This window comes from Sphingobacterium yanglingense, assembly GCF_004363245.1.
Classification (GTDB): domain Bacteria; phylum Bacteroidota; class Bacteroidia; order Sphingobacteriales; family Sphingobacteriaceae; genus Sphingobacterium; species Sphingobacterium yanglingense.
In genome coordinates, this window is record NZ_SNYV01000014.1 from 324,773 (window position 1) to 349,127 (window position 24,355).

The window sequence follows — 24,355 nt, forward strand, 5'->3', positions numbered from 1 at the left end:
TATGAAAATAGCAGTTTTTCCAGGGTCATTCGATCCTTTTACATACGCCCATAAGGATTTGGTGGATCGTTCTTTGACGCTCTTTGATAAGGTTTACATTGCGGTAGGGGTGAATGCTTCAAAAAAGGGACTTATGGGAAATGAGGAGCGAAAGTTGGCTATTGAAGAGCTGTATCGAGGCCAAGATCGTGTGGAGGTCGGTCTGTTTACAGGTTTGACTGTCGAGTACTGTAAGAAAGTAGGTGCTACTTTTATCCTTAGAGGTCTTCGTAATACTAAAGATTTTGAGTACGAGGATCCCATAGCGCAGAATAATCTTATCATGGCTCCGTCTATAGAAACCTATTTCTTAATAAGTCGGAGCGGTACGGCACATATCTCCTCTACAATCGTTCGAGATATTTTAAATAATGGGGGAAATGTCGATAAATTAGTCCCCCCTGAGATCCTAGCTTTTGTAAAAGGTTAAGTTCTGAAAAACTTGATTTTATTGCCTTTTATTTTACCGTTTCCTCCGTTCTTGATTATGGTGATTGCTACTTTTCTTCTTACGGCTATGTAGGATTCTTTATCTTTTACTTCAATCAGACCTACGTCGTCCTTCTCCAGTCCATCGATTTGTAGGATGTATCCCACGATGTCTATTTTGTTTACTTTGTCTTTTTTGCCAAAGGGAATATACAGTGTACAGTAAGGTGTGTTGTCAGGAAGCGGATATTCTTCATCCAGTATAATCTCTTCGGTATCCTGAGGGAGGTAAGTAAAGTTGTCATCAGGTTTAAGCATGATAATCACTTCACCAGAGTTGTTCATTCGGGCAGTTCGTCCATTTCGGTGTACAAAAGCATCTTCCTTGCTTGGTAGTTGATAATGTATAATGGTGTCTATTTCAGGAATGTCTAAGCCTCTTGCTGCCAAATCCGTGGTAATGAGTATTCTATTACTATTGTTTCTGAATTTAAGTATGGCCAACTCGCGGTCGCGTTGTTCTAATCCCCCATGGAACATATCGTGGATCAGTTCTCTATGCTCAAGTAACTCGCTAATGTGATCTACAGCATCACGGTGATTACAAAATATAAGTATTTTTTGATCTCCTAAGCTACAGATTAAATTGAATAAGGTTTTGAGCTTGTGTTGGGCTGGAGATATTGTTTTCTTGAACCGAATTGCAGGTTTATTTTCTGCATCTGCTAAGAAATCAAGTTTTATTGGGTTGTGTAAAGGGAGGATTTCCGGAAACTCATCAAGATCAGTAGCTGATGTGAGAATTTTGCGTTCCAAAGAATGGGTAGCTGTTGTGATTTTCTCTAACTGATCCAAGAATCCCAATTCTAAGGATTTATCAAATTCATCTAAGACTAGTGTGTGGATCGTATCAGTTGAAAAATGAGAACGTTCGAGGTGGTATATGATTCGTCCCGGGGTCCCGATTAATATTGCAGGAGCTTCCTTTAAGGCATTCCTTTCTATCTTGGTGTCGTGACCTCCATAACAGCACAAGATTTTGTGTCCCTTTATAACGGTTTTGACAACAGATTCTATCTGTAATGCAAGTTCTCGGGTAGGGACAATTAAGAGAACCTGTACTTCATTTTTTTTGATTTGGATTAGCTGTTCAATTAAAAGACAAAAAGCTAATGTTTTTCCAGAGCCAGTCGGTGATAATAGTATAAAGTCTTGCTCTGGACTGAATTGAGACAATGTCTCTTTTTGCATATTATTCAGATCATCAATCTGTAGTCTTTTTAAGAGCGGTGTTAATTCCATGTAGCAAAGATACCTTTTAAAAAAAACATTAATCTCTCGGATTAAAGCTTTTTTTTATTTACCAGCAGGAGAGTAGGGATGTGGATATTTCATATATAATTTCTATTTTTGAATTATAAAATATGTGTTGTATATTAGTGTTATTAATACACTAAGTGTTAGCTGTGTTTGAGTCATAACCTTATAAAAGAAAATGAGTTTAATTATCGATGTACATGCGCGCCAAATTTTAGATTCGCGCGGAAATCCAACAATTGAAGTTGATGTTACTACACAAAATGGTTTTGTGGGTAGAGCTGCTGTTCCTTCTGGAGCGTCTACGGGTGTTCACGAAGCTGTAGAGTTGCGTGATGGAGATAAAGCGAAATACCTTGGTAAAGGTGTTTTGAAAGCAGTAGAAAATGTTAACACAGTTATTGCGCAAGCATTGGAAGGTGTTGATGTTTTTGAACAAAATGCAATTGACAAGATTATGATTGATCTTGATGGTACGGAGAATAAAGGTAAATTAGGTGCGAATGCAATTCTTGGTGTTTCTCTAGCAGTAGCAAAAGCAGCGGCTCAAGAATCCCGCCAACCGTTGTACCGGTATATCGGAGGTGTTAATGCAAATACATTGCCTATTCCAATGATGAATATCATTAACGGAGGTTCACACTCTGATGCTCCTATTGCTTTCCAGGAGTTTATGATTATGCCTGTAGGTGCTCCTTCTTTCTCGGAAGCGTTGCGCTGGGGTACAGAGGTGTTTCATAGTTTGAAAAAGATTTTGCACGATCGTGGTCTGTCTACGGCTGTAGGTGATGAGGGTGGTTTTGCTCCAACTTTTGAAGGTACGGAAGATGCTATCGAGACTGTATTGAAAGCTATCGAATCTGCTGGCTATACGCCAGGGGTAGATATCTGTTTGGCATTGGATTGTGCGGCTTCAGAGTTTTATGTAAATGGTAAGTACGATTACACTAAATTTGAAGGTGAAAAAGGCGCTGTCCGTAGTTCTGAAGAGCAGGCTGCTTATTTAGCGGAATTGTCTGAGAAGTATCCGATTATTTCGATTGAAGACGGTATGCAGGAAGATGATTGGTCAGGATGGAAATTGTTGACAGAGAAAATCGGTGGTCGTGTTCAATTGGTAGGTGATGACTTGTTTGTTACAAATACAAAACGCCTTCAGCAAGGAATTGATACCGATACAGCGAACTCTATCTTAGTAAAAGTGAATCAAATTGGGTCATTAACAGAGACAATCAATGCTGTGACACTTGCACAAAATAGTGGTTATACTTCGGTTATGTCTCACCGTTCGGGAGAAACTGAAGATTTCACAATAGCTGATTTAGCTGTTGCCTTGAACTGTGGTCAGATTAAAACGGGATCGGCTTCGCGTTCTGATCGTATGGCAAAATACAATCAATTGTTACGTATTGAAGAAGAGCTTGGTGCAAATGCTAGATTCATTGGTAAGGATTTTAAATTTGCAATCAAAAAGAAATAGTTTAATTACTACTATAGAAAAGGGGCTTTGGCCCCTTTTTTTATGGAGCTTTATAAAAAATGATGATATGTTATTTGGATGGGAGTTCGGTTAATATTGTACATATCTAAAAGTTTTTTTAAGTTTAAGCATAAAGTCCAATCTTAGTATTATTTTTGCAACATGGAAAGAATTGTCTCTTTGGTCAAGAATAGATTCCTTATATCGGGAGTAGCATTTTTAGTATGGATGTGTTTCTTTGATAGGTATGATATCGCTACTCAGATCGGTTACCAACAGGAACGGAATAAACTAGAGTTGGAAAAAGAGTTTTATTCTAATGAAACGGATAATATCGAAAAGGCGATTAAAGATGCACAGTTTAACCCAAGTGAAATACAACGCATCGCCCGTGAAAAATATAAGATGAAAAAGACGAACGAAGATGTGTATGTGATTACTGAAGTTGAACCCGAATAGTCGTTTTTTTCTTATTGCTGCCCTGTAATAAGATTGTTTATTCTAATTGTCGCTTTTAGCCTTTCTAAAGCTGTGCTTTTTACTGTTTTATTCTTGTGTGACTTTTGCTCTTAAATGTTGGGGCTTGTTGCGTGGTATAGGAAAAGATATAAAAAAAGGCTAACCGTAAGATTAGCCTTTTGTACCTAGGGCGGGAATCGAACCCGCACTCCCTTAACGGGAACAGGATTTTAAGTCCTGCGTGTCTACCAGTTCCACCACCTAGGCAACTGAGCGAAAGACGAGATTCGAACTCGCGACCCCAACCTTGGCAAGGTTGTGCTCTACCAACTGAGCTACTTTCGCTTGACGTGATGCAAAGATAGACAGAAAAATGAAAATGCGAAATTTTTATTTTCTTAATTTTAGGAACGGGTTGTAAGGTCCTCAATTTGTGTTTATTAATTTTTGATGTTTTTAACAAATTACCTGTTTTAGGTTATTAATGCATGGTTTTTGCTTACTTTTGGGCATTGAATTGATCGTAAGATATGAAGTACTTAGGTTTTCTCGTTGTTTTCTTTAGTTTTTGTTATGTGCAGGTCTATGCAGATACATACCCTGAAGTAGTATTTGATAATAGCCTTGTGAAAGGCAGTTATGCAAAAAGTCGGGTTCAATATGCAGGTGCTAGTTGGGTTGAAAATGTGAACGGCCATTTGTTGGTATCTGATACTTTGTTTTTTACCCCTGGAAATGCCTTATCTCTCCGTTATTTGTCCAATAATCAAGGACACTGGGATGTTAGTTTGCGCTATAGTAGGCAAAAATATCATTACAGGTTTTCTAATAAAGATTTTTTGAGCATACGTATGTATGTGAAGACTGAAAATACGAAGCTTGGTGATTTGCCAAGATTGTATATCAGTCAACGTAATAAGGTGTCGGATACCTTAGATATTCGCTCATATATTGATGACTTCGAGGTTGGAAAATGGGTACAGGTTAAGATTCCGGCAAAGGATTTACAAATAGAGGATGCAGAAGAGCCGATTAGCGGCGTACATTTTATACAGCATGGTACATCTGATGAGATGCATCATGTTTTTGTGGATCAAGTTGAGTTTCTTCCAGCTAAGTATTCAGAAGTCAAGTTGACTACAAATGCGGTGTTGACGGAGGCTGTTGGTTATGACCGGATTGTTCATCTAAAATGGCAGCTGCCTCTTACTCCAAGTATCCGGTACATAAAAATATATAGATCTGAAGATGGGCAGGTATTTAGACCTATCGGTATAAGACCTGTACAGATGCAGTCTTGCCTAGATGTAGTACCAGTGGTGGGGCAGAAGTATTTCTATAAAATTACCTGGATGGATTTTAATTACGAGGAATCGTTGTTTTCTTCTGTAAGGGAGGCGTCAACAAAAAAGATGGAGAATGATGCGTTGATTACCCTTATCCAGATGACTCATGTCAACTATTTTGTAGAGAACTTTGATATAAATAGCGGGATGTATTTGCCTTATCGATCTAAAGATAAGGCGGTTGTTTCGACCAAGGAAACTGCTCCGGCTGTATTATCATTGCTTATCGGGGTGGAACGTAAGTTTATCAATAGACAAGTCGCGTTGAACAGAATTTCTAAAATGACTTATTTTTTGTTGCGCGCACAAAATAAATATGGTGTTTTCCCTGCTTATTTTGATGGTAGAAAGGGACTGCCGGAATATCGCAGAGGATTTTCTTCTTATGATGTGAACGGAACAGCTGCTCTTGTCGAAGCGTTGCTGATTGCTAGACAGTATTTTTCGCAAGACAATGAAACAGAAAGAGATTTGCGGAGTAGAATAACAGCACTTTATGATAATGTGAATTGGCAAAAGTTGGTGGCGGATGAAACAAGCAATGTGTTGCGTTCAAAATTGAGTTTGATGGAGGGAAATGCTCCTGAGGAAATTACTGCAGCATCTTTGCTGTCGGGACCGAATGATGCAATTAATACTTATTTGTTGGCAATTGCTGCTCGGAAATATCCACTACCAGCTCCGGCATACTATAATGGGGTCTATAATTATTATAATATCAATAGACATGAACATATTGAGGAGCTGGATATGGATATTTATTCTGATAGTTTGATACATGACTATGCGAACTCGACTACTGTCGCAAAGACAAACGTAGATACATTAGCTAGGCTTTCTGTTATTCAGCCATCTACCCAATTTGGTGTGTGTCTTCCTCTAGGAGAAATGAGAGGGAGTTTGATTGATTTGTACAAACCTTTTCTCACGGTAGATCCTAAGATTTTGAAGGATAGTTTGATGGATTGGAGCGAGGTGCTGGGGGCTTATACCCATTATGTAAAACGCCGGGATAATGAATTGGGAGTGGGAACAACGAATAGTGATATCTGGGGTTTTTACCAGCATAAGGATAGTGTCGGTAATTATCGGGTGAATCCTGCTATTGCACCATCTTCTGTTATTATTGAACCGGAGCTGGGAATTGCTTCTGTTTTAGCATTGTACGCTCAATATGGGCATATCTTATTTACTGAATACGGGTTCAGGTCTTGGCTTGATTTGCGTAATGATGATGTTTCTGATGAGTATCTTGCATTAAATCAGGGAGCTATAGCGGTTATGTTGGAGAATGCAAAATCAGGGATGATCTGGAAATTGTACCAAGAAATCCCAGAGTTACAGAAGGCACGAAAAGAATTGTTTTTGGGACAGGTAGAAGACATTAATTAAAATTTACATATCTTAGTTAGTGTTTTTGTTAATTGTCCTTATTTAGATAGATTGTTATAGTAATTATATGAAGAAAATCTTTTTGTTTTCAGCGAGTGCTGTTGTGTTGTTTTTTGCGTCTTGTAAGCAACAGCAGATTATTGTGAATTCTGGCGCCGTAGTGTCAAAGGACGGTACGGATGATGGTTTGAAAAATGTGAAAAGTGAATTTGAAGATGCTTCTAGAACATCCGAAGGTATTAAATTTACCTTATCTTCAGATTTGTTGTTTCCAACAAATTCGTCTTATTTGACGGATAAAGCTAAGGTTGAACTTACCAAATTAGCGAAGCTGATGAAAGAAGATAAAACAAAGAAGATTCGTGTTGATGGGCATACTGATTCGACGGGAGAAGAGGGTTATAATGTGTGGTTGTCTGACAAACGTGCCGCTTCTGTGAAAAAAAATCTCGAAGAGGCTGGTGTAGCAGGAAGTCGTATTACAACAAAGGGATTTGGTCCCTCTAAACCAGTAGGAGATAACAAAACTCCTGAGGGGAGACAAAAGAATAGAAGGGTAGAAGTGACTATTCTACAATAAATAGTTTTTTGAAACAAGAGGTTGTATAGTCACTATACAGCCTCTTGTTTTTTTATGGGATAAGTATTTCGTAACCCTATAAAGTATATGATCGATCCAAAGATAGGGAGCAAAAGCACCAATAGAATCAATAGGATGCGGTCTGTTGTTTTTTGAGCGAAGTCTCGCTTAAAAATGTCGATTAATGCGAGTATTGCAAAGATTAGGGGTGCTAACCCCGCAATGCCAAACACGAGGAGAAGTATCATCTCTTGTGTTCCTATGTTTAGAAAAAGTAAATAATTCATTTTGTAAGTTTTTAATTGCTTTATCTAAGTTACACTTTGTTTTGAATAAGAGTGACGGGTGAAATATTATTTGACTTTTTTCATAAATTTCGACTGTGGAAACAATGTCGATAATATCTTAGCTTATTTGAGTATTTTTGTTTTGACTAAGAGGGATGGACTATGTACATAATATTTGATACCGAAACTACGGGCTTACCAAAGCGTTGGGATGCACCAATTACAGATACGGATAATTGGCCTAGATGTGTGCAGATTGCATGGCAATTACACGATGAATTAGGAAATATAGTCGAACATCAGGATTATCTCATTAAACCTGATGGATTTGATATTCCGTTCGATTCTGAGAAAATACATGGAATTTCAACAGCGCTTGCAACGGAGAACGGTGTGCCGCTTCAAGATGTCTTAGTTAAGTTTAATGAAGCTCTTTCTAAAGCAAAGTTTGTCGTAGGACAGAATATTGGTTTCGATATCAATATCATGGGATCCGAGTTCTATAGGTATAACGTAGAGTCTCCTATGAGCAGTATGGCTGTCTTGGATACCTGTACTGAGGTGACAGCGAATCTACTTAAACTCCCCGGTGGACGAGGTGGGCGCTTTAAGTTACCTAATCTAACTGAACTTCATTCTTATCTTTTTGGTGTTCCCTTTGCAGAAGCTCATAATGCAACTGCCGATGTGGAGGCGACGACACGCTGTTTCTTTGAGTTGATCCGACAAGAAGTATTCACAGCCGAAGAACTGCAAGTTGATACGGGATACTTTGTTGAGTTTAAACAACACAATCCTACTGCTATCTCTACGGTAGGTCTTAAACATACTAATCTAAAAGCAGCCTCAGACGCTATTCGTTCGCGTGAAAATGCAGGGAGAGAAGTTGTCGTTGATGAAGAGAGTCTTGAAGCGCTAAAACATGCAGCGTTCGCACATTTACATAATCATTCTCAGTTTTCAGTTTTACAATCTACCATTTCTATAGGTGATTTGGTTTCGGCAGCAGCAAAACATAACATGCCTGCTGTAGCGATGACGGATCATGGTAACATGATGGGCGCTTTCCACTTTGTGAGTAAGGTGCTTGGACATAATAAAGAGGTCGAAGCGAAGCAAAAAGAAGATATAGCGGCTGGTTTGGAACCTACAGGCCAGCTTATAAAACCGATCGTCGGATGTGAGTTTTTTGTGTGTGAGGATCGAAAAGATAAGTCTAGAAAAGATAATGGCTATCAGATTGTATTTTTAGCAAAGAATAAAAATGGTTATCATAACTTGGCTAAAATGGCTTCGGCAGCTTATACTGAAGGATTTTATTATGTGCCTAGGATTGATAAGAGTATTGTCGAAAAGTATAAAGAAGATTTGATTGTACTCTCGGGGAATCTCCAAGGGGAGGTGCCGAGTAAGGTCTTGAATATTGGTGAAAATCAAGCTGAAGAGGCATTGATATGGTGGAAGGAGTTGTTTGGAGCGGACTTCTATATTGAGGTAATGCGGCATGGGCAAGAAGATGAGGATAGGGTTAATGAGACGTTGATTCGCTTATCCCGCAAACATCAAGTCAAACTAGTCGCTACCAACAATACGTATTATGTAAATAAGGTAGATGCGCATGCGCATGATATTTTATTATGCGTGAAAGATGGAGAGAAGCTTTCTACTCCAAAGGGAAGAGGACGTGGGTTTCGTTTTGGAATGCCAAATCAGGAGTATTATTTTAAATCTTCTGATGAGATGAAAAAGGCCTTTGAAAATTTACCTGAAGCAATCTTGACGATTCAGGAAATTTTGGATAAGGTGGAGATTTATTCATTAAATCGAGATGTACTTCTCCCTAAGTTTGAGATTCCTGAAGAGTTCCAGCATGCAGAAGATGAGATAGATGGTGGAAAGCGTGGTGAAAATGCACTGTTAAGACATTTGACCTATGTTGGAGCTAAAAAGAGATATAAGGAAATAACAGAAGAAGTAACGGAACGACTGGACTTTGAACTGGCTACGATTGAGCGTACCGGTTATCCTGGTTATTTTCTGATTGTACAGGATTTTATAGCCGAGGCACGTCGAATGGGCGTATCCGTTGGCCCGGGACGGGGATCTGCAGCAGGATCTGCGGTGGCCTATTGTTTGGGTATTACGAATCTAGATCCTATTCAGTATGATTTGCTTTTCGAACGGTTTTTAAATCCTGATCGTGTATCGATGCCTGATATTGATATCGATTTTGACGATGAGGGCCGAGGGAGAGTCATGCAGTATGTAATTGATAAGTATGGGGCATCACAGGTAGCTCAAATTATCACTTATGGTACGATGGCTGCGAAGTCTTCTATTAAGGACACGGCACGTGTGTTGGATTTGCCTTTGTCTGACGCTAACGAAATTGCCAAATTAATTCCGAACTTAAAACTCAGTAAGATTTTTAATTTGGAGGAGAAGGCACTCAAGGAGGTATTGCGTACAGAGGAATTGGAAGCTGTCAATCGATTAAAGTCGTTAGCAGATGGAGCAGGACTGGAGGCAGAGACAATTAAACAAGCCCGTGTATTGGAAGGTTCCATGAGGAATACAGGGATTCATGCCTGTGGTGTTATTATCACTCCAGATGATATTACGAATTTCGTTCCGGTGTCCTTAGCTAAGGATTCAGACTTGTATGTGACCCAATTTGACAACTCGGTCGTAGAGAGTGCTGGTTTGCTCAAAATGGACTTTTTGGGGCTTAAGACGCTTACGCTGATAAAGGATACAGTTGTCAATGTACGATTAAGGCATGGTATCGAGCTGGATCCGGATGAGTTCCCGATTGATGATGAGATCACCTATGAGTTGTTCCAACGTGGAGAGACAATTGGTGTTTTCCAGTATGAATCTCCTGGGATGCAAAAGTACATGAAGGAATTGAAACCGACGGTTTTCGCCGATTTAATTGCGATGAATGCACTCTATAGACCTGGTCCGATGGAGTACATCCCATCGTTTATTAAACGGAAACATGGTATCGAACCTATTGTGTATGATTTGGATGCATGCGAAGAATATTTACAGGAGACTTACGGTATTACCGTCTATCAGGAGCAGGTAATGCTTTTGTCCCAAAAGCTTGCAGGATTCTCGAAGGGGGATGCCGACGTTTTGCGTAAGGCAATGGGTAAGAAGCAAAAGGCTGTACTGGATAAAATGAAGCCTAAATTTGTTGAACAAGCCGTAGAAAGAGGACATAAAGCGAAGGTACTCGAGAAAATATGGACTGACTGGGAAGCATTTGCAAGTTACGCTTTTAACAAATCTCACTCTACCTGTTATGCTTGGGTGGCTTACCAAACAGCTTATCTGAAAGCACATTATCCTGCAGAATATATGGCTGCTGTACTGTCAAACAATATGAATGACATTAAGCAGGTTACTTTCTTTATGGAAGAGTGTAAACGGATGGGACTCGAGGTATTAGGACCGGACGTAAATGAATCCCATTATAAATTTACAGTGAACGAGCAGGGGGCTATTCGATTTGGTATCGGAGCGGTAAAAGGAGTCGGAGCCGGAGCTGTAGATACAATAGTGCAAACCCGTAATGATGGATTGTATAAGTCAATATTTGATTTTGCTAAACGAATAGACCTACGGTCTGCCAATAAAAAGGCTTTTGAAAGCCTTGTGCATGCGGGCGGCTTTGATAGTTTTACGGATACACACCGGGCACAGTATTTTTATAAGGACGGAGATAATACGACTGGGATAGAGAAGGCGATTAAGTTTGCTCAACGGTTTAAAGAAAATGAACAATCGGCTCAAGCAAGTCTGTTCGGTGGAGGAGCGGCTGCAGAGTTGCCTGAACCTGTACTTGCTCCCTGTCCACCATGGGGGCTGATTGAAAAGTTAAAATATGAGAAGGATGTAATCGGTATTTATTTAACGAGCCATCCGTTAGATAATTATAAGTTTGAAATAAAGCACTTTTGTGCTAATACAGTACGGGATCTGCAATTGATTAATAAAGTGAAAGCTTCCGAAGTAGAAGAAGAGGTGCTTTTAGAATTTAACCGTATCAAGAACAAGGAGGCTGTTGTAGGCGGTATTATCGCCAATGCGGTACATAGGGTGTCTAAAAATGGAAAGCCTTTTGGGGCGTTTGTAATTGAGGATTATTCTGACTCGTATGAAATTGCCGTTTTTGGAGAGGATTATGTGAAGTTTAAAGGGTACCTTCAGGATGGCTATTTTGTACAGATCCGGGGATTAGTACAGGAAAGGTTCAAACAGGTTGGTAACTGGGGATTTGAAATCAAGAACATTCAATTGTTGTCGGATTTGAGAGAGAAGCTAGCGAAGAGTTTTACAATACAGATTGCTTTACAACAGCTTAACGAGCAGGTGGTAAAACTTATTGATGACCTAGTTAATTCATCTGTGGAAGAGGGAGAGGTTGCAAGTTGTAGCTTAAAATTTAAAGTAGTGGATGTTCAGGAAAATATCTCTGTCGAGATGCCCGCCAAAACCTTAAAGATTAAAGTCACTAATGAGTTGATTGACGAGTTGGAGAATAAAGGAATTCGATATCAATTAAATTGATAAGGTATAGATATTTATTACAATACGATTAGAGTACAATTGTGGGCAATTGATTATATTTGTATTAAATTATAAAAAGAGGATATTATTATGGCATTAGAAATTACAGACAGCAACTTTGAAGAGTTAGTTTTGAAAGCAGATAAACCTGTACTAATTGATTTTTGGGCAGAATGGTGTGGTCCTTGCCGTATGGTAGGTCCAGTTGTAGATGAAATTGCTACAGAATATGACGGTAAAGCTGTTGTTGGAAAAGTTAACGTAGACAATAATCCAGAGATATCAGTGCGTTTTGGTATTAGAAATATTCCTGCATTGTTATACTTTAAAAATGGCGAAGTAGTAGACAAACAAGTGGGTGCAGTGCCTAAATCTGTTTTGGTCGAAAAATTAGATAAACAATTGTAAGGTTATCTTAGAAATAATTAGGAAAGCATCCAGAAATGGATGCTTTTTTTGTTTTCTGTATCTAGGCTTTTCTTAACCTATATTAAGTTTTTAAGGTATCGGCTAAAGTATCTTTGTAGTATAAATTTAAGGAGGTCATAAAGATGAAAACAGTTGAGAATATTTTTAATCCTAAACCAGCACATTTCGTGGGAGATGGATTTAGAGTGCATAATTTTATACCAAGCTATGCACCTACGACACGAATGAGTCCTTTTATTATGTTGGACTATAATTCTACATATAACTTTCCGCCTAGTGCTATTCCTAAAGGGGTAGGCGTACACCCGCACCGGGGATTCGAAACGGTGACTATTGCTTATAAAGGACGGGTCGAGCACGGAGATAGTTCTGGTGGCGGAGGAATAATAGGAGAGGGAGATGTACAATGGATGACAGCGGCATCGGGGGTATTGCACAAGGAGTTTCATGAGACGGAATGGAGTAAGACGGGGGGCGATTTTCAGATGGTGCAGCTGTGGGTAAATCTACCTGCTAAGGATAAGATGAGCGCTCCGAAATACCAAGCTTTGGTACATGCAGATATTCCAAAAGTTGAATTGGAAAATAATGGCGGTATTATTGAAGTGATCTCAGGCGACTATAATGGTGTAAAAGGCGGTGCATCAACCTTTACTCCACTACATTTGATGAATGCTAAGCTTAATAAGGGGGGAGTTGTAACATTTGATTTCCCTGCACATTATAATACAGCATTGTTAATTATCGCCGGGAATGTAACTGTCAATGATACTTTTAAAGCAGCAACGGACAAAATGGTACTGTTCTATAATGACGGGGATAAGTTTACTGTGAAAGCAGATGACGATGCCATCGTATTGGTGTTGAGTGGAGAACCTATTGATGAGCCTATAGCGTCTTATGGTCCATTTGTGATGAATACAATGGAAGAGATACAAGAAGCTTTTGAAGACTTTAATAGTGGTAAATTTGGTAATCTCGTATAAAACAAAAAAGAGCGCTTAGCGCTCTTTTTTGTTATTTAACTTTATACATTTCTTCTCGTTGGGCCTGTACTGCCTCCGAGTTGATATATTCGTCGTAAGTCATTAGTTTATCAATAATTCCGTTTGGAGTCAACTCGATGATACGGTTGGCTACTGTCTCTGTCAGTTCGTGATCTCGAGAAGTAAATAACATTGAACCTTTGAAATCTTTCATCCCGTTATTCAATGCGGTGATAGACTCTAGATCCAAGTGGTTTGTCGGTTCGTCAAAAATCAAAAAGTTAGCTCCTTGTAGCATCATTTTGGAAAACATACAACGCATTTTTTCACCTCCGGATAGTACGGAAACTTTCTTCATAACTTCTTCTCCAGAAAATAACATCTTCCCTAAGAAACCACGAATAAACTGCTCATCTGCATCAGGATTGGACGTGTACCCTCTTAACCAATCTACAAGATTGTCTGATACGCCATCGAAATAGGAAGAGTTGTCCATCGGCATATCTGCTGGAGTGATTGTAACTCCCCACTTGATGTCACCTTTATAGTCCGTATCACGGCCAGAAATAATATCATAAAATGCCGAAGTAACCAAGGAATTGTTCCCTAAAACAGCGATTTTATCCCCTTTGTTGATCATGAATGTGATATCTTTGAAGAAGACTTCACCATTGACCGTTTTACTTAAACCTTCAACCTGTAGAGTCTGATCTCCTGGCTCTCGGTTCATATTATTAAACATAATAGCGGGATACTTACGGTTAGAAGGTTGGATCTCATCAATATTGATTTTATCTAAGGCCTTTTTCCGGGAAGTTGCTTGTTTTGATTTCGACGCATTTGCAGAGAAACGACGAATAAATTCTTGAAGTTCTTTTACTTTTTCCTCAGTCTTTTTATTTTGATCAGTACGTTGTTTCAATGCTAGTTGTGAAGACTCATACCAGAATGAGTAGTTACCTGTATAGATTGTCATCTTGCCAAAGTCAATATCTACCGTATGGGTACATACTGCATCTAAGAAGTGACGGTCGTGAGAAACAACTAATACAATAGCTTCGTATGAAGCTAAGAAATCTTCTAACCAAGCGATGGTATTGATATCTAAGTCGTTGGTAGGCTCATCGAGAATAAGAATGTCTGGCTTCCCGAAAAGTGCCTGTGCCAATAACACACGTACCTTTTGATTACCATCGATTTCAGATACTAACTTATAGTGAAACTCCTCTTTGATACCTAAACTGCTAAGAAGAGTAGCTGCATTGGATTCTGCATTCCAACCATCCATTTCGGCAAATAAACTCTCTAACTCTCCAGCACGTTCGCCGTCAGCATCCGAGAAATCTTCCTTCATGTAGATGGCGTCCTTCTCTTTCATAATCTTGTAGAGCTCTTGATTACCCATCATTACAGTTTCTAATACTGTAAATTCGTCAAAAGCATAGTGATCTTGGCTTAAAACAGACATCCTGTCACCAGGTGTAAATGAAACAGAACCTGTAGTCTGATCCACCTCTCCAGAGATGATTTTTAAGAAAGTTGATTTACCCGCACCGTTAGCACCAATAATGCCATAACAGTTTCCAGGAGTGAATTTTAAATTGACATCCTCGAATAGCACACGTTTGCCAAAACGAAGAGATAGATTGGATACATTAATCATGCGGCAAAGATAAGGTTTATTTTATTTACCTACCTTATTTTATGCCAAATTCGGTGGTTATGGTGCGCTTGAATTCAATCACTTCAGGAGCTATTTTAAAGCCTTGACCTCCAAAACCTTTGTTGTAGGTGTCTATCCGCTCACCGCTGCTGTAGCCGGTTGCATCGCTTCCGGAACCATCATTGGATAGGAAAAGGAGTTTACCTAATTTTACATCTGCTCTTTTGGCAATTTTGGTCGCTGATTTTAAAGCATCATCGTAGGCTATAAGATCAGCTTCACGAAGGATACTATCTGCTTTGGAATGGTTAAATTGGATTTGAGCAATACTACTTATTTTGGTGTCTAGTAATTTTGCCGTTAACTCGGTAAATTTGTTTAAGTCATGTAAGACAAAATCTATTGTTTGCTGTGCTTCAAATCCCACAAATTTGTATGTACTGCCTACATATTGATAATCTTTGTTGGCAGATATACTACTCGTTTTGATGTCCTGATCTTTGTTTCCAAAGGATTCCAATATCCGCATTACTGTATCTACAGTGGCTTGGGTTTCTCGTACTGCATCTACCATTTTGGGTTTAGAGAAACTAGCGTTGATGGTCAATGTAACTTGGTCAGGCATAACCCGGATCTTGCCTTCTCCCCCTACTCGTATACGATTCTGATTTTCGGAATTCCCACTGCTACAGTTTACAAATGCTGTCACTGCAAAAATAGATATAACGAGAAGCGGTATTGATTTGAAGTGTTTCACCATGATGTTGTTTTTAAATAAGCTTATTTTAAATATACGATGAAACTAATTAATTATTTCCATAATTAATTTTCAAAAATTGGCTTTAGTATTTTCGTAGTGTACTTTGCCAGGAAATCGCTCGGCATATTGCAGTACTAAGCTATTCATATAGTAATTACTTAAACATTTGTCATTTTCGGCGATCATCTCCTCAAATTCTCGTGTTTGGTTGTCTGTGTGTATGAATCCAAAGGCGGCAAGTTGATCATTCTTGAAATAAATGTAAGATTTCTCGTCAAGATTTCTTCCTTGATCTATTATTACAAATGAGTTTCGTTGTGCTATAACATAATCCAACGCCTGATTTACCTGCGTATTGTACTGTTGTAGGTCTGGAATACTCGCGTAGTCTGTAGGTGCTTTTTGTTCCGGGCGACTGCTATAGAAAAAACACAGCTTTGGTGAGAGCTCATAGGTATTCATTAGCTTTAAAAGCAATTGGTTGGCTTCTGTAGCCCGCTCAAAATATTGAATGGCTTTTGCCTGCTTATTGAACGTGGAAACTAATAGACGTTTGTAGCCTTTTTGATCTTCGTACTCAAAGAGACCAAATTTAGGCTCGAACTTTTTGAGTGCCTGGTTATGTGTGGGCCAATGTTGCTTTATCATTTTACACTCCATCAGTAGAGCCATGAGTTCCGTGCCACTCTCTTCAAAGTCGATATTATGTATGTCATTGATGAAAGACTGCCTTTTTTGAGAAGGGCTATTCCCGCTAAAATGGCTTAAAACTCTTTTTTTTATGTTGACAGCTTTGCCGACATACATGATGTTGCCGCTTTTGTTTTTAAAATAATAGACTCCAGTGGACTCTGGGAGTTGTAAGAAGTCTTCTTGGTTAATATGTGTCGGAAGGTTATGTTCTTTTGTTTTTTTTAACGTCGTAGCTATGATAGAATCGCTGTCATTTTTTAGGAGTTTTTCGAAAAGGGTAACAGTAGCCTCGACATCTCCCATGGCACGGTGACGGTGATGAATGGTAATACCTAAATTTTGACATAGTTTTCCTAAAGAGTAAGATGCCAGATTAGGGAATATCTTACGCGAAAGACGTACTGTACAGAGTTTAGGAGCCTTCCAATCGTATCCTGCTTTCTTCAGTTCTTGATTGATGAATGAGTAATCGAAGTTGACATTGTGAGCTATGAATACTCGTTTGTGCAATAAGGAATAAATGGTCTTTGCGATTTCCTTAAAAGAAGGAGCACTGGATACCATCTCATTGTCTATTCCGGTTAACGATTGGATGTGGTAAGGAATTGTCGTACCGGGATTAACTAAGGTTTCGAATTTTTCTAAGATATGCTCTCCATTATGTATAATGATAGCTATTTCTGTTATCCCATTGTCCCCAGCGTACGAGCCTGTGGTTTCTATATCCACGATTGCATATTCCATTCGTCAAAATTACTAATTATATTAGTTGCTTGTGTGTGGATTTTTATTAATTTTATTGCAATGAAAAAACTAACGACGTTATTTTTGGGAACGCTCCTCTTTATGAATAACCTTTTTGCTCAAGATCAAGGTAAGCGCTTCTATAAATTGCCGATTTACGGTAAATATTTTGAAACTTCTCAACAGTTTCATCGGGTTGATACATTGAAGTATAATACTATGCCTGCAAGTGTGAAAAAACTCTACACTAATAGTGCAGGCCTATTTGTAACCTTTAAATCAAATTCCTCGGAATTATATGCCAAATGGTGTGTTACCGATAAGAAAGTCGGACTCAATCTAACTGCGATTGCAAATAAGGGGCTGGATGTCTATATTAAAAATAGAGCGGGGAGATGGCAGTACGCTGGTTCAAAAGGAACGGTAAAAACTTGTGAAGATGGATTGATATTAGAACATCTAGATTCTACTGAAAAGGAGTTTTTGGTTTATCTTCCATTGTATGATGAGACTACATCGTTGGAGATTGGGGTGGAGGAAGGTGCCAGTTTTGTAGAGTTGCCTAATCCTTTTAAACGAAATATTGTTGTTTATGGTTCGAGCATTGTACACGGCGCTTCAGCCAGTCGTCCTGGTATGGCGTACCCAGCATTGTTGTCGAGGCGCACTGGGTTTAATTTTTTGAACTTCGGAGTGAGTGGTAATGCGCGGATGGAAAAGGAAGTTGTGCACATGTTGGGAGATATAAACCCAGATGTTTTTATATTAGACTGTGTGCCGAATTCTTCACCTGAGCAGGTGAGCGAAAGAACCGTGTATTTGGTTTCTTATCTGCGGGAGAAGCACCCCAATACGCCCATTATTATGATTCCATCGGTAATTCGGGAGTTAAGTTATTTTCATCAAAACTGGAACAACCGGAATCATTTACAAAATGCTAATTGGAAAACAGAATATAATAAACTTATCGCAAAAGGGGGTAAAGCTTTGTATTATCTCGATACTTCTAGTTTGTTAGGGGAGGATCATGAAGCAACGACGGACGGTACGCATCCTAGTGACCTGGGATTTATGCGTATGGTTGAACAAATTGAACCATTTGTACTTGATGTCATGAAAAAACATAATATACACTAGTTAAAAATGAAAGGCTAAGTATTTACTTAGCCTTTTATTTTGGGAGATGAATTTAAAATTCCTTTCTGCCAGGATATTCTTGAAGCGCTTTTTCTAAACAGACTAACGCTTTTCTTAAATCGTCTTGATTCAATACATAAGCTAGGCGGACCTCGTTTAGACCTAAACCTTGAGTGCTGTAGAATCCTGTAGCTGGAGCCATCATGACTGTCTCATTTTCGTAGCTGAATTTTTCTAACATCCATTGACAGAATTTATCTGCATTATCAATTGGTAATCTGGCTACAACATAAAATGCGCCTCCTGGATTAGGACAGAATACGCCATCGATTTTGTTTAATCCTTTGACCAAAGTGTCTCTACGGGCTGTATATTCTTTTGAAACGGCATCGAAATAAGAATCTGGTGTGTCGACAGCTGCTTCACCAGCTATTTGTCCCTCTAGTGATGGACTAAGGCGTGCTTGTGCAAATTTTAGCGCTGTTTGATAAAGTCCTTTGTTTTTCGTTATAAGACAGCCGATACGAGCTCCACAAGCGGAGTAACGCTTGGAGACGGTGTCTAAGACGATAACATTGTTTTCAAGCCCTTCTAGATGCATTGGCGAAATGAATTCGCGACCATCGTAGCAGAACTCTCTATAAGCTTCGTCTGAGAATAGGTATAGATCGTATTTAATACAGATTGCTTTTAATGCTTCAAGTTCTTCACGTGAATAAAGGTATCCGGTGGGATTATTGGGATTACAAATAGCGATTGCTTTGGTTTTCTCTGTAATCACTTTTTCAAAATCAGCAATAGAGGGTAATGCAAAACCATTTTCAATATGCGAGACAATCGGTTTTATAACAATATCCGAAGAACAGGCAAATCCATTGTAGTTTGCATAAAAGGGCTCGGGGATGATTATCTCCTCACCTGGATTAAGGCACGCTTGCATGGCTATGGTAATAGCTTCGGAGCCACCATTGGTGACTAAGATATCAGTAGGTTGAATGTTGTAGTCTAACTTGTTGTAATACTCTGCCAACTTGGCCCGATAAGATGCAGTTCCTTCAGAAGGGGTGTAAGCCCATACTTTAAAGTCTATATTCTTTAAAGCATTCAACATTATTTCTGGGGTTTGGATATCAGGCTGTCCAATATTTAGATGATATATCTTTTTTCCTTCCTTTTTTGCCTGATCAGCAAAAGGAGTTAGTTTTCGTATCGGAGAGGCTGGCATATCCATGCCTTTTTGTGATATCTTTGGCATATAACTAGAGTTTTAATGTTAAAATAGTGTACAAAGATAAGAAAAGACGGATTATAAAAAAGCCGTAACAGTTTTAAACTGTTACGGCTTTTTATATGCTTTTTTTTGTTTTACTCTACATTACCTTTTACAGTTAAGGTCTTTACTGGTGTCTTTGTATTTGATTTTACAGTAAATGATTTTGTAAACGGACCTTTAGTCGCTGCATTGTATGTCACTTTTATTTTTCCTGAGTCACCAGGTTTGATTGGCGCTTTTGAAAAATCTGCTACAGAACATCCGCAAGATGGAGCTACTTCTGAAACAATGATAGGGGCATCTCCCGTATTTGTAAATGCGAACTCAAAACTAGCCGGCTTGTTAAAAGGTATGGTCCCAAAATCGTGCGTTTCTTTTTCAAACTTGAATTCACCAACTGCTAATGCCATAGCTGTGAATGAAATGAAAGCGACTAATACTGTTGCAATACTTAATAACTTTTTCATATTCGTTTAATATCTAAATTTCTAAATTTTGTTCAATTGACGTGCCAAATGTAGTTGTTTATCTTAACATATTTTAACCAGTGGCTTAAACAACAATATTTTTACAATAAATCTTGTAGTTTGTTTGACTGTATCCTGTTGTTATGGTTTAAATAATTCCCTCTTTTAGTAAATCTTGTAGATGAATGATACCTGCATATTCACCACTTTTTGTGACCAATAATTGAGAGATATTGTTTTCTCTCATCTTATGTAGGGCGTTAGCGGCTAATTCACCTTCTTCGATCTCTTTTGGATTTATTGACATAATATCAATGGCCTTCAACTGGGAGATGTCATCGTGTTTCTCTAGCATTCTTCTGATGTCGCCATCCGTAATGATTCCTATTATTTTTTCATTGTCCTGTACGGCGGTTGCACCTAGTCTATGATTTGTGATGGTTATGATAAGTTGTTTTATAGAGTCGTCTGGATGAACACTTGGTCTTGCATTGGGGTTCGATACATCTCCCACTTTGAGGTATAGTTGTTTCCCAAGAGCCCCTCCAGGGTGATATTTAGCGAAATCCTTATCTGTAAACTGTCTAGCAGTTTGGAGGCATACCGCCAAGGCATCGCCCATGGCTAGTTGAGCTGTTGTACTAGTAGTAGGTGCTAGATTGTTAGGGCAGGCTTCTCGTTCTACTGTCGTATCTAATCTATAATCGGATTGTTCGGCAAGGAAGGAATTCATGTTTCCTACAATTGCGACCATTTTATTTTTCGTTTGTTTTAAGAAAGGGATCAAGACTTTTATCTCAGGGGTATTCCCACTTTTTGAAATGGCAATGATCAGGTCGTGTTCTTGGATGATGCCCAAGTCTCCGTGTATGGCATCGGCTGCATGCATAAAGATAGCTGGGGTGCCGGTAGAATTGAGTGTAGCTACTATTTTTTGTGCAATAATTGCACTTTTGCCGATTCCAGTTAGAATTACCCGACCTTGGAGGTTTAAGATAAGGTGTATTACTTCAACAAAATCATCATTGATTTTTGATGCTACATTTAGCAGTGCTTTAGCTTCTAGTTCGAGGACTTCTATAGCCTCTTTTTTTATTTCTGAATTGCTTTTCACGGAAAATATGCCTATTTTTATAATACAATTCACAAAAATAGGTTATTTAAATTTTAGATAGGTAAGCTACCTGTTTAATTTTGTAGCTGCGCAGATGGAAATAGAAAAATCTTTGTACGACAATCTCCAAGAATTCTTCGGGTTTGATGCATTTAAGGGCGACCAAGAGGCCATTATCACTAACATTTTAAACAAGAAAGATACCTTTGTCATAATGCCGACCGGTGGAGGTAAGTCTATCTGTTATCAATTGCCTGCATTGATGAGTGCCGGTACAGCGATAGTTATATCTCCGTTGATCGCTTTAATGAAGAATCAGGTGGATCAGCTCAGGGCTTTTGGAGGAACGGATAGTATAGCTCATTTTTTGAACTCTTCACTTACTAAGGGAGAGATCACTAAAGTTAAAGCCGATGTGTCCGCGGGGAAGACAAAGTTATTGTATGTCGCTCCGGAATCGTTGTCGAAAGAGGATAATGTACAGTTCTTGAAAAACATTAAAGTCTCCTTCGTGGCGGTGGATGAGGCACATTGTATTTCGGAATGGGGACATGACTTTCGACCTGAATATCGTAAGATCCGATTGATTATAAACGGTATCGGTGAAAATATTCCAATTATTGCGTTGACAGCGACTGCTACACCTAAGGTGCAGTCTGATATCCGAAAGAATTTACAGATGAATGATGCGACTTTGTTTAAGTCTTCTTTTAATCGTTCTAATTTGTTCTATGAGGTACGCAGCAAAAAGAATGTTGTCAAAGAAATTGTTAAGTTTATTAAAGTGAATACCGGTAAAACTGGTATCATATACTGTCTGAGCCGTAAGAAAGTAGAAGAAATAGCTGAAGTACTCAATATTAATGGTATCAAGGCACTTCCTTATCATGCCGGGTTGGACGCGAAGACCCGCGCCGATACACAGGATAAATTTCTGATGGAAGATGTGGAGGTGATTGTAGCAACGATTGCTTTCGGAATGGGGATTGACAAGCCTGATGTACGGTATGTAATTCACCATGATATCCCGAAGTCGATGGAGGGTTATTATCAAGAGACTGGTCGCGCTGGTCGTGATGGAGGAGAGGGAGTATGTATATCTTTCTATTCAAAGAAGGATGTTGAGAAATTGACCAAATTCATGAAAGATAAGCCTGTCTCAGAGCGTGAGATTGGTACTCAGATACTGAAGGAAGTTATCGATTATTCGGAGTCTTCTGTATGTAGACGTAAGCAGATTTTACACTATTTCGGTGAAAAATTTGATGAAACCGGATGTAATAATATGTGTGATAACTGCCGGGCTCAAAAGACGTACTTCGATGCAGAAGCGGATTTGATAAAGATGTTGAATTTTATCAAAGAGGAGGGTGATAAGTTTGATGACCATCATGTTATAAATGTATTCTTGGGACAGAATAACCAACCGATTTCTTCCTATAAGCACGATGAGCATGTTCTTTTTGGTGCAGGAAAAGAGCAAGGTGTGAATTATTGGAATTCGCTTATTAGACAAGCTGAGTTGGCTGATTTCATTAAGAAAGATATTGATCATTATGGTCTCTTAACTTTGACTGAGGACGGGAGACGCTATCTCAATAATCCATATGCGATAAAATTTATTTTGAATAGCCCGATGGAAGTTAGCGATGATGATGGGGTGGAGGAGCCAAAGCAAGCTTCAGGCGCTTTAGATACGGACTTGTTGGGGATGTTAAAAGATTTACGTAAAAAAATCGCCAAGCAAAAGTCACTTCCTCCGTTTGTTGTTTTTCAGGATCCTTCTTTAGAGGAAATGTGTGCGCACTATCCTATTACCATGGATGAAATGAAGCAGATTCATGGAGTCGGAGCTGGCAAAGCGCTTAAATTCGGTTCACCTTTCGTCGATTTGATTAAGAATTATGTAGAGGAAAAAGGTATTGATAGGCCTCAGGACTTGATCGTAAAGAGTACGGCTAATAAATCGGCACTCAAAGTGAGTATCATTCAGAATATCGATAGAAAGATCGGTCTGGAAGATATTGCATCTTCAAAAGGTATTAGCTATGAAGATTTATTAAAGGAGGTGGAATCGATTGTCTATTCAGGTACAAAATTGAATATAGGATATTTTGTAGATGAAATGATTGATCAGGATCGTCAAGATGAAGTATATGATTATTTTAAGATGGCAGAGGTAGATTCGATTAAAAATGCTTTATCTGAATTAGGAGAGCAGGATTATTCATACGAGGATATACAACTAATGCGAATCAAATTTATATCAGAATTAGGTAATTAAAATAGTAAGATGATAAATAAGTATTTCCCCGATATTAAGAACGGTGATTCTAAACAGTTTTTCTTAATGGCTGGCCCCTGTGCTATTGAGGGAGAAGAAATAGCAATCCGTATAGCAGAAAAGATAGTTCGAATAACAGATTCGCTAGGGATTCCCTTTATCTTTAAGGGATCTTATCGTAAAGCTAACCGATCGAGAATCGATTCTTTTACTGGAATTGGTGATGAGAAGGCATTGAAAATTTTAGAAAAAATAGGCAAAGAGTTTGGAGTTCCTACTGTAACGGATATTCACGAGAGTCATGAAGCAGCCATGGCGGCAGCGTATGTAGATGTTTTGCAGATTCCTGCATTTTTATGTAGACAGACGGAATTATTGGTTGCAGCAGCAGAAACAGGAAAGGTAGTCAACATTAAGAAAGGGCAATTTCTGTCTGCAGAATCTATGGGATTCGCCGTGGATAAGGTTAAAGATGCGGGGAATGAAAAGGTTGTTTTGACAGAACGAGGTAATTCATTTGGTTATCAAGATCTGGTAGTCGATTTTAGAGGTATACCTGCTATGCGTTCTTTTCAGGTTCCTACAGTGATGGATTGTACTCATTCCTTACAACAACCAAATCAGACAAGTGGGGTGACAGGAGGAAAACCCGCATTAATAGAGACAATTGCCAAAGCTGCAATTGCAGTTGGAGCCGATGGTCTTTTTATTGAGACGCACCCTGATCCAGCAAATGCTAAATCTGATGGGGCTAATATGCTACATCTAGATTTGCTGGAAGGATTGATGCAGAAGCTAACTCGAATACGTGAGGCTATTGGATAAGGAATTAGCAACTATATTAAATGCCCAATAATAAAGGCGTCTGTATATACAGACGCCTTTATTATTGGGACGC

At 38.8% G+C, this 24,355-nt stretch carries 19 protein-coding genes and 2 tRNA genes; 11 read left to right on the forward strand and 10 right to left on the reverse strand.

What is annotated here, in order from left to right:
* Window position 1 precedes the first annotated feature (1 nt).
* Complete coding sequence (gene coaD / locus CLV99_RS12575) at window positions 2-469, forward strand: pantetheine-phosphate adenylyltransferase (RefSeq protein ID WP_133584850.1); 468 nt, start codon at window positions 2-4, stop codon at window positions 467-469.
* On the opposite strand, the gene CLV99_RS12580 is transcribed toward coaD, so the two are convergent.
* On the reverse strand, window positions 466-1,770 hold the full coding sequence (locus tag CLV99_RS12580; RefSeq protein WP_133584851.1) for a DEAD/DEAH box helicase: 1,305 nt from the start codon (window positions 1,768-1,770) through the stop codon (window positions 466-468). The two genes, coaD and CLV99_RS12580, sit on opposite strands and share 4 nt — an antisense overlap.
* A gap of 193 nt (window positions 1,771-1,963) precedes the next feature.
* Between CLV99_RS12580 and eno the strand changes: the two genes are divergently transcribed.
* Window positions 1,964-3,265 carry a phosphopyruvate hydratase gene (eno, locus tag CLV99_RS12585; protein ID WP_133584852.1) on the forward strand — a complete coding sequence of 434 codons (1,302 nt, stop codon included), beginning with the start codon at window positions 1,964-1,966 and terminating at the stop codon, window positions 3,263-3,265.
* Window positions 3,266-3,427: 162 nt separating this feature from the next.
* Window positions 3,428-3,724 carry an FtsB family cell division protein gene (locus CLV99_RS12590; protein ID WP_133584853.1) on the forward strand — a complete coding sequence of 99 codons (297 nt, stop codon included), beginning with the start codon at window positions 3,428-3,430 and terminating at the stop codon, window positions 3,722-3,724.
* 182 nt (window positions 3,725-3,906) lie between these two features.
* On the opposite strand, the gene CLV99_RS12595 is transcribed toward CLV99_RS12590, so the two are convergent.
* Together CLV99_RS12595 and CLV99_RS12600 are read right to left on the reverse strand one after the other, a co-directional pair.
* Window positions 3,907-3,991, reverse strand: a tRNA-Leu gene (locus tag CLV99_RS12595).
* Between the two features lie 5 nt (window positions 3,992-3,996).
* Window positions 3,997-4,069: transfer RNA gene (locus tag CLV99_RS12600), tRNA-Gly, on the reverse strand.
* Window positions 4,070-4,254: 185 nt separating this feature from the next.
* On the opposite strand from CLV99_RS12600, the gene CLV99_RS12605 reads away from it, so the two are divergent.
* Window positions 4,255-6,462: a glucoamylase family protein gene (locus CLV99_RS12605; RefSeq protein WP_133584854.1), complete on the forward strand. Its 2,208-nt coding sequence runs from the start codon at window positions 4,255-4,257 to the stop codon at window positions 6,460-6,462.
* Window positions 6,463-6,529: 67 nt separating this feature from the next.
* Entirely contained in the window at window positions 6,530-7,042 is a 513-nt protein-coding gene (locus tag CLV99_RS12610; protein WP_133584855.1) for an OmpA family protein, read from the forward strand.
* Window positions 7,043-7,074: 32 nt separating this feature from the next.
* Here the strand turns inward: CLV99_RS12610 and CLV99_RS12615 are convergent, their stop codons facing one another.
* Entirely contained in the window at window positions 7,075-7,329 is a 255-nt protein-coding gene (locus CLV99_RS12615; RefSeq protein WP_133584856.1) for a PLDc N-terminal domain-containing protein, read from the reverse strand.
* Between the two features lie 162 nt (window positions 7,330-7,491).
* Here CLV99_RS12615 and dnaE point away from each other — a divergent pair, with 162 nt between their 5' ends.
* The 3 genes from dnaE to CLV99_RS12630 all read left to right on the forward strand — a co-directional run bounded on the left by dnaE (window position 7,492) and on the right by CLV99_RS12630 (window position 13,322).
* Window positions 7,492-11,907, forward strand: a complete 4,416-nt coding sequence (dnaE, locus tag CLV99_RS12620) for a DNA polymerase III subunit alpha (RefSeq protein WP_133584857.1) — start codon at window positions 7,492-7,494, stop codon at window positions 11,905-11,907.
* 90 nt (window positions 11,908-11,997) lie between these two features.
* Window positions 11,998-12,315, forward strand: coding sequence for a thioredoxin (gene trxA / locus CLV99_RS12625; protein WP_133584858.1), 318 nt, complete (start codon window positions 11,998-12,000; stop codon window positions 12,313-12,315).
* Between the two features lie 143 nt (window positions 12,316-12,458).
* A complete protein-coding gene (locus CLV99_RS12630; RefSeq protein ID WP_246032761.1) occupies window positions 12,459-13,322 on the forward strand; it encodes a pirin family protein in 864 nt (287 codons plus the stop codon).
* A 31-nt stretch (window positions 13,323-13,353) separates the two neighbouring features.
* Here CLV99_RS12630 and CLV99_RS12635 read toward each other — a convergent pair whose 3' ends face one another.
* The 3 genes from CLV99_RS12635 to CLV99_RS12645 form a co-directional block, all read right to left on the reverse strand.
* On the reverse strand, window positions 13,354-14,985 hold the full coding sequence (locus CLV99_RS12635) for an ABC-F family ATP-binding cassette domain-containing protein (protein ID WP_133584860.1): 1,632 nt from the start codon (window positions 14,983-14,985) through the stop codon (window positions 13,354-13,356).
* A gap of 34 nt (window positions 14,986-15,019) precedes the next feature.
* Window positions 15,020-15,745 carry an SIMPL domain-containing protein gene (locus tag CLV99_RS12640; RefSeq protein ID WP_133584861.1) on the reverse strand — a complete coding sequence of 242 codons (726 nt, stop codon included), beginning with the start codon at window positions 15,743-15,745 and terminating at the stop codon, window positions 15,020-15,022.
* 69 nt (window positions 15,746-15,814) lie between these two features.
* On the reverse strand, window positions 15,815-17,182 hold the full coding sequence (locus CLV99_RS12645; protein ID WP_133584862.1) for an exonuclease domain-containing protein: 1,368 nt from the start codon (window positions 17,180-17,182) through the stop codon (window positions 15,815-15,817).
* 60 nt (window positions 17,183-17,242) lie between these two features.
* Between CLV99_RS12645 and CLV99_RS12650 the strand changes: the two genes are divergently transcribed.
* Entirely contained in the window at window positions 17,243-18,319 is a 1,077-nt protein-coding gene (locus tag CLV99_RS12650; protein WP_133584863.1) for an SGNH/GDSL hydrolase family protein, read from the forward strand.
* 52 nt (window positions 18,320-18,371) lie between these two features.
* On the opposite strand, the gene CLV99_RS12655 is transcribed toward CLV99_RS12650, so the two are convergent.
* The 3 genes from CLV99_RS12655 to CLV99_RS12665 form a co-directional block, all read right to left on the reverse strand.
* Window positions 18,372-19,574, reverse strand: coding sequence for a pyridoxal phosphate-dependent aminotransferase (locus CLV99_RS12655; protein WP_133584864.1), 1,203 nt, complete (start codon window positions 19,572-19,574; stop codon window positions 18,372-18,374).
* 110 nt (window positions 19,575-19,684) lie between these two features.
* Window positions 19,685-20,059, reverse strand: coding sequence for a DUF1573 domain-containing protein (locus CLV99_RS12660; RefSeq protein WP_133584865.1), 375 nt, complete (start codon window positions 20,057-20,059; stop codon window positions 19,685-19,687).
* A gap of 148 nt (window positions 20,060-20,207) precedes the next feature.
* On the reverse strand, window positions 20,208-21,173 hold the full coding sequence (locus CLV99_RS12665) for a KpsF/GutQ family sugar-phosphate isomerase (RefSeq protein ID WP_133584866.1): 966 nt from the start codon (window positions 21,171-21,173) through the stop codon (window positions 20,208-20,210).
* 94 nt (window positions 21,174-21,267) lie between these two features.
* Here CLV99_RS12665 and recQ point away from each other — a divergent pair, with 94 nt between their 5' ends.
* Window positions 21,268-23,457: a DNA helicase RecQ gene (recQ, locus tag CLV99_RS12670; protein WP_133584867.1), complete on the forward strand. Its 2,190-nt coding sequence runs from the start codon at window positions 21,268-21,270 to the stop codon at window positions 23,455-23,457.
* A 9-nt stretch (window positions 23,458-23,466) separates the two neighbouring features.
* Window positions 23,467-24,282 carry a 3-deoxy-8-phosphooctulonate synthase gene (gene kdsA, locus CLV99_RS12675; RefSeq protein ID WP_133584868.1) on the forward strand — a complete coding sequence of 272 codons (816 nt, stop codon included), beginning with the start codon at window positions 23,467-23,469 and terminating at the stop codon, window positions 24,280-24,282.
* Window positions 24,283-24,355: the final 73 nt, after the last annotated feature.

Bases quoted from the DNA above. Each gene is read 5' to 3' on its own strand.
- coaD (WP_133584850.1), top strand. From the start codon at position 2: ATGAAAATAGCAGTTTTTCCAGGGTCATTCGATCCTTTTACATACGCC.
- CLV99_RS12580 (WP_133584851.1), bottom strand. From the start codon at position 1,770: ATGGAATTAACACCGCTCTTAAAAAGACTACAGATTGATGATCTGAAT.
- eno (WP_133584852.1), top strand. From the start codon at position 1,964: ATGAGTTTAATTATCGATGTACATGCGCGCCAAATTTTAGATTCGCGC.
- CLV99_RS12590 (WP_133584853.1), top strand. From the start codon at position 3,428: ATGGAAAGAATTGTCTCTTTGGTCAAGAATAGATTCCTTATATCGGGA.
- CLV99_RS12605 (WP_133584854.1), top strand. From the start codon at position 4,255: ATGAAGTACTTAGGTTTTCTCGTTGTTTTCTTTAGTTTTTGTTATGTG.
- CLV99_RS12610 (WP_133584855.1), top strand. From the start codon at position 6,530: ATGAAGAAAATCTTTTTGTTTTCAGCGAGTGCTGTTGTGTTGTTTTTT.
- CLV99_RS12615 (WP_133584856.1), bottom strand. From the start codon at position 7,329: ATGAATTATTTACTTTTTCTAAACATAGGAACACAAGAGATGATACTT.
- dnaE (WP_133584857.1), top strand. From the start codon at position 7,492: ATGTACATAATATTTGATACCGAAACTACGGGCTTACCAAAGCGTTGG.
- trxA (WP_133584858.1), top strand. From the start codon at position 11,998: ATGGCATTAGAAATTACAGACAGCAACTTTGAAGAGTTAGTTTTGAAA.
- CLV99_RS12630 (WP_246032761.1), top strand. From the start codon at position 12,459: ATGAAAACAGTTGAGAATATTTTTAATCCTAAACCAGCACATTTCGTG.
- CLV99_RS12635 (WP_133584860.1), bottom strand. From the start codon at position 14,985: ATGATTAATGTATCCAATCTATCTCTTCGTTTTGGCAAACGTGTGCTA.
- CLV99_RS12640 (WP_133584861.1), bottom strand. From the start codon at position 15,745: ATGGTGAAACACTTCAAATCAATACCGCTTCTCGTTATATCTATTTTT.
- CLV99_RS12645 (WP_133584862.1), bottom strand. From the start codon at position 17,182: ATGGAATATGCAATCGTGGATATAGAAACCACAGGCTCGTACGCTGGG.
- CLV99_RS12650 (WP_133584863.1), top strand. From the start codon at position 17,243: ATGAAAAAACTAACGACGTTATTTTTGGGAACGCTCCTCTTTATGAAT.
- CLV99_RS12655 (WP_133584864.1), bottom strand. From the start codon at position 19,574: ATGCCAAAGATATCACAAAAAGGCATGGATATGCCAGCCTCTCCGATA.
- CLV99_RS12660 (WP_133584865.1), bottom strand. From the start codon at position 20,059: ATGAAAAAGTTATTAAGTATTGCAACAGTATTAGTCGCTTTCATTTCA.
- recQ (WP_133584867.1), top strand. From the start codon at position 21,268: ATGGAAATAGAAAAATCTTTGTACGACAATCTCCAAGAATTCTTCGGG.
- kdsA (WP_133584868.1), top strand. From the start codon at position 23,467: ATGATAAATAAGTATTTCCCCGATATTAAGAACGGTGATTCTAAACAG.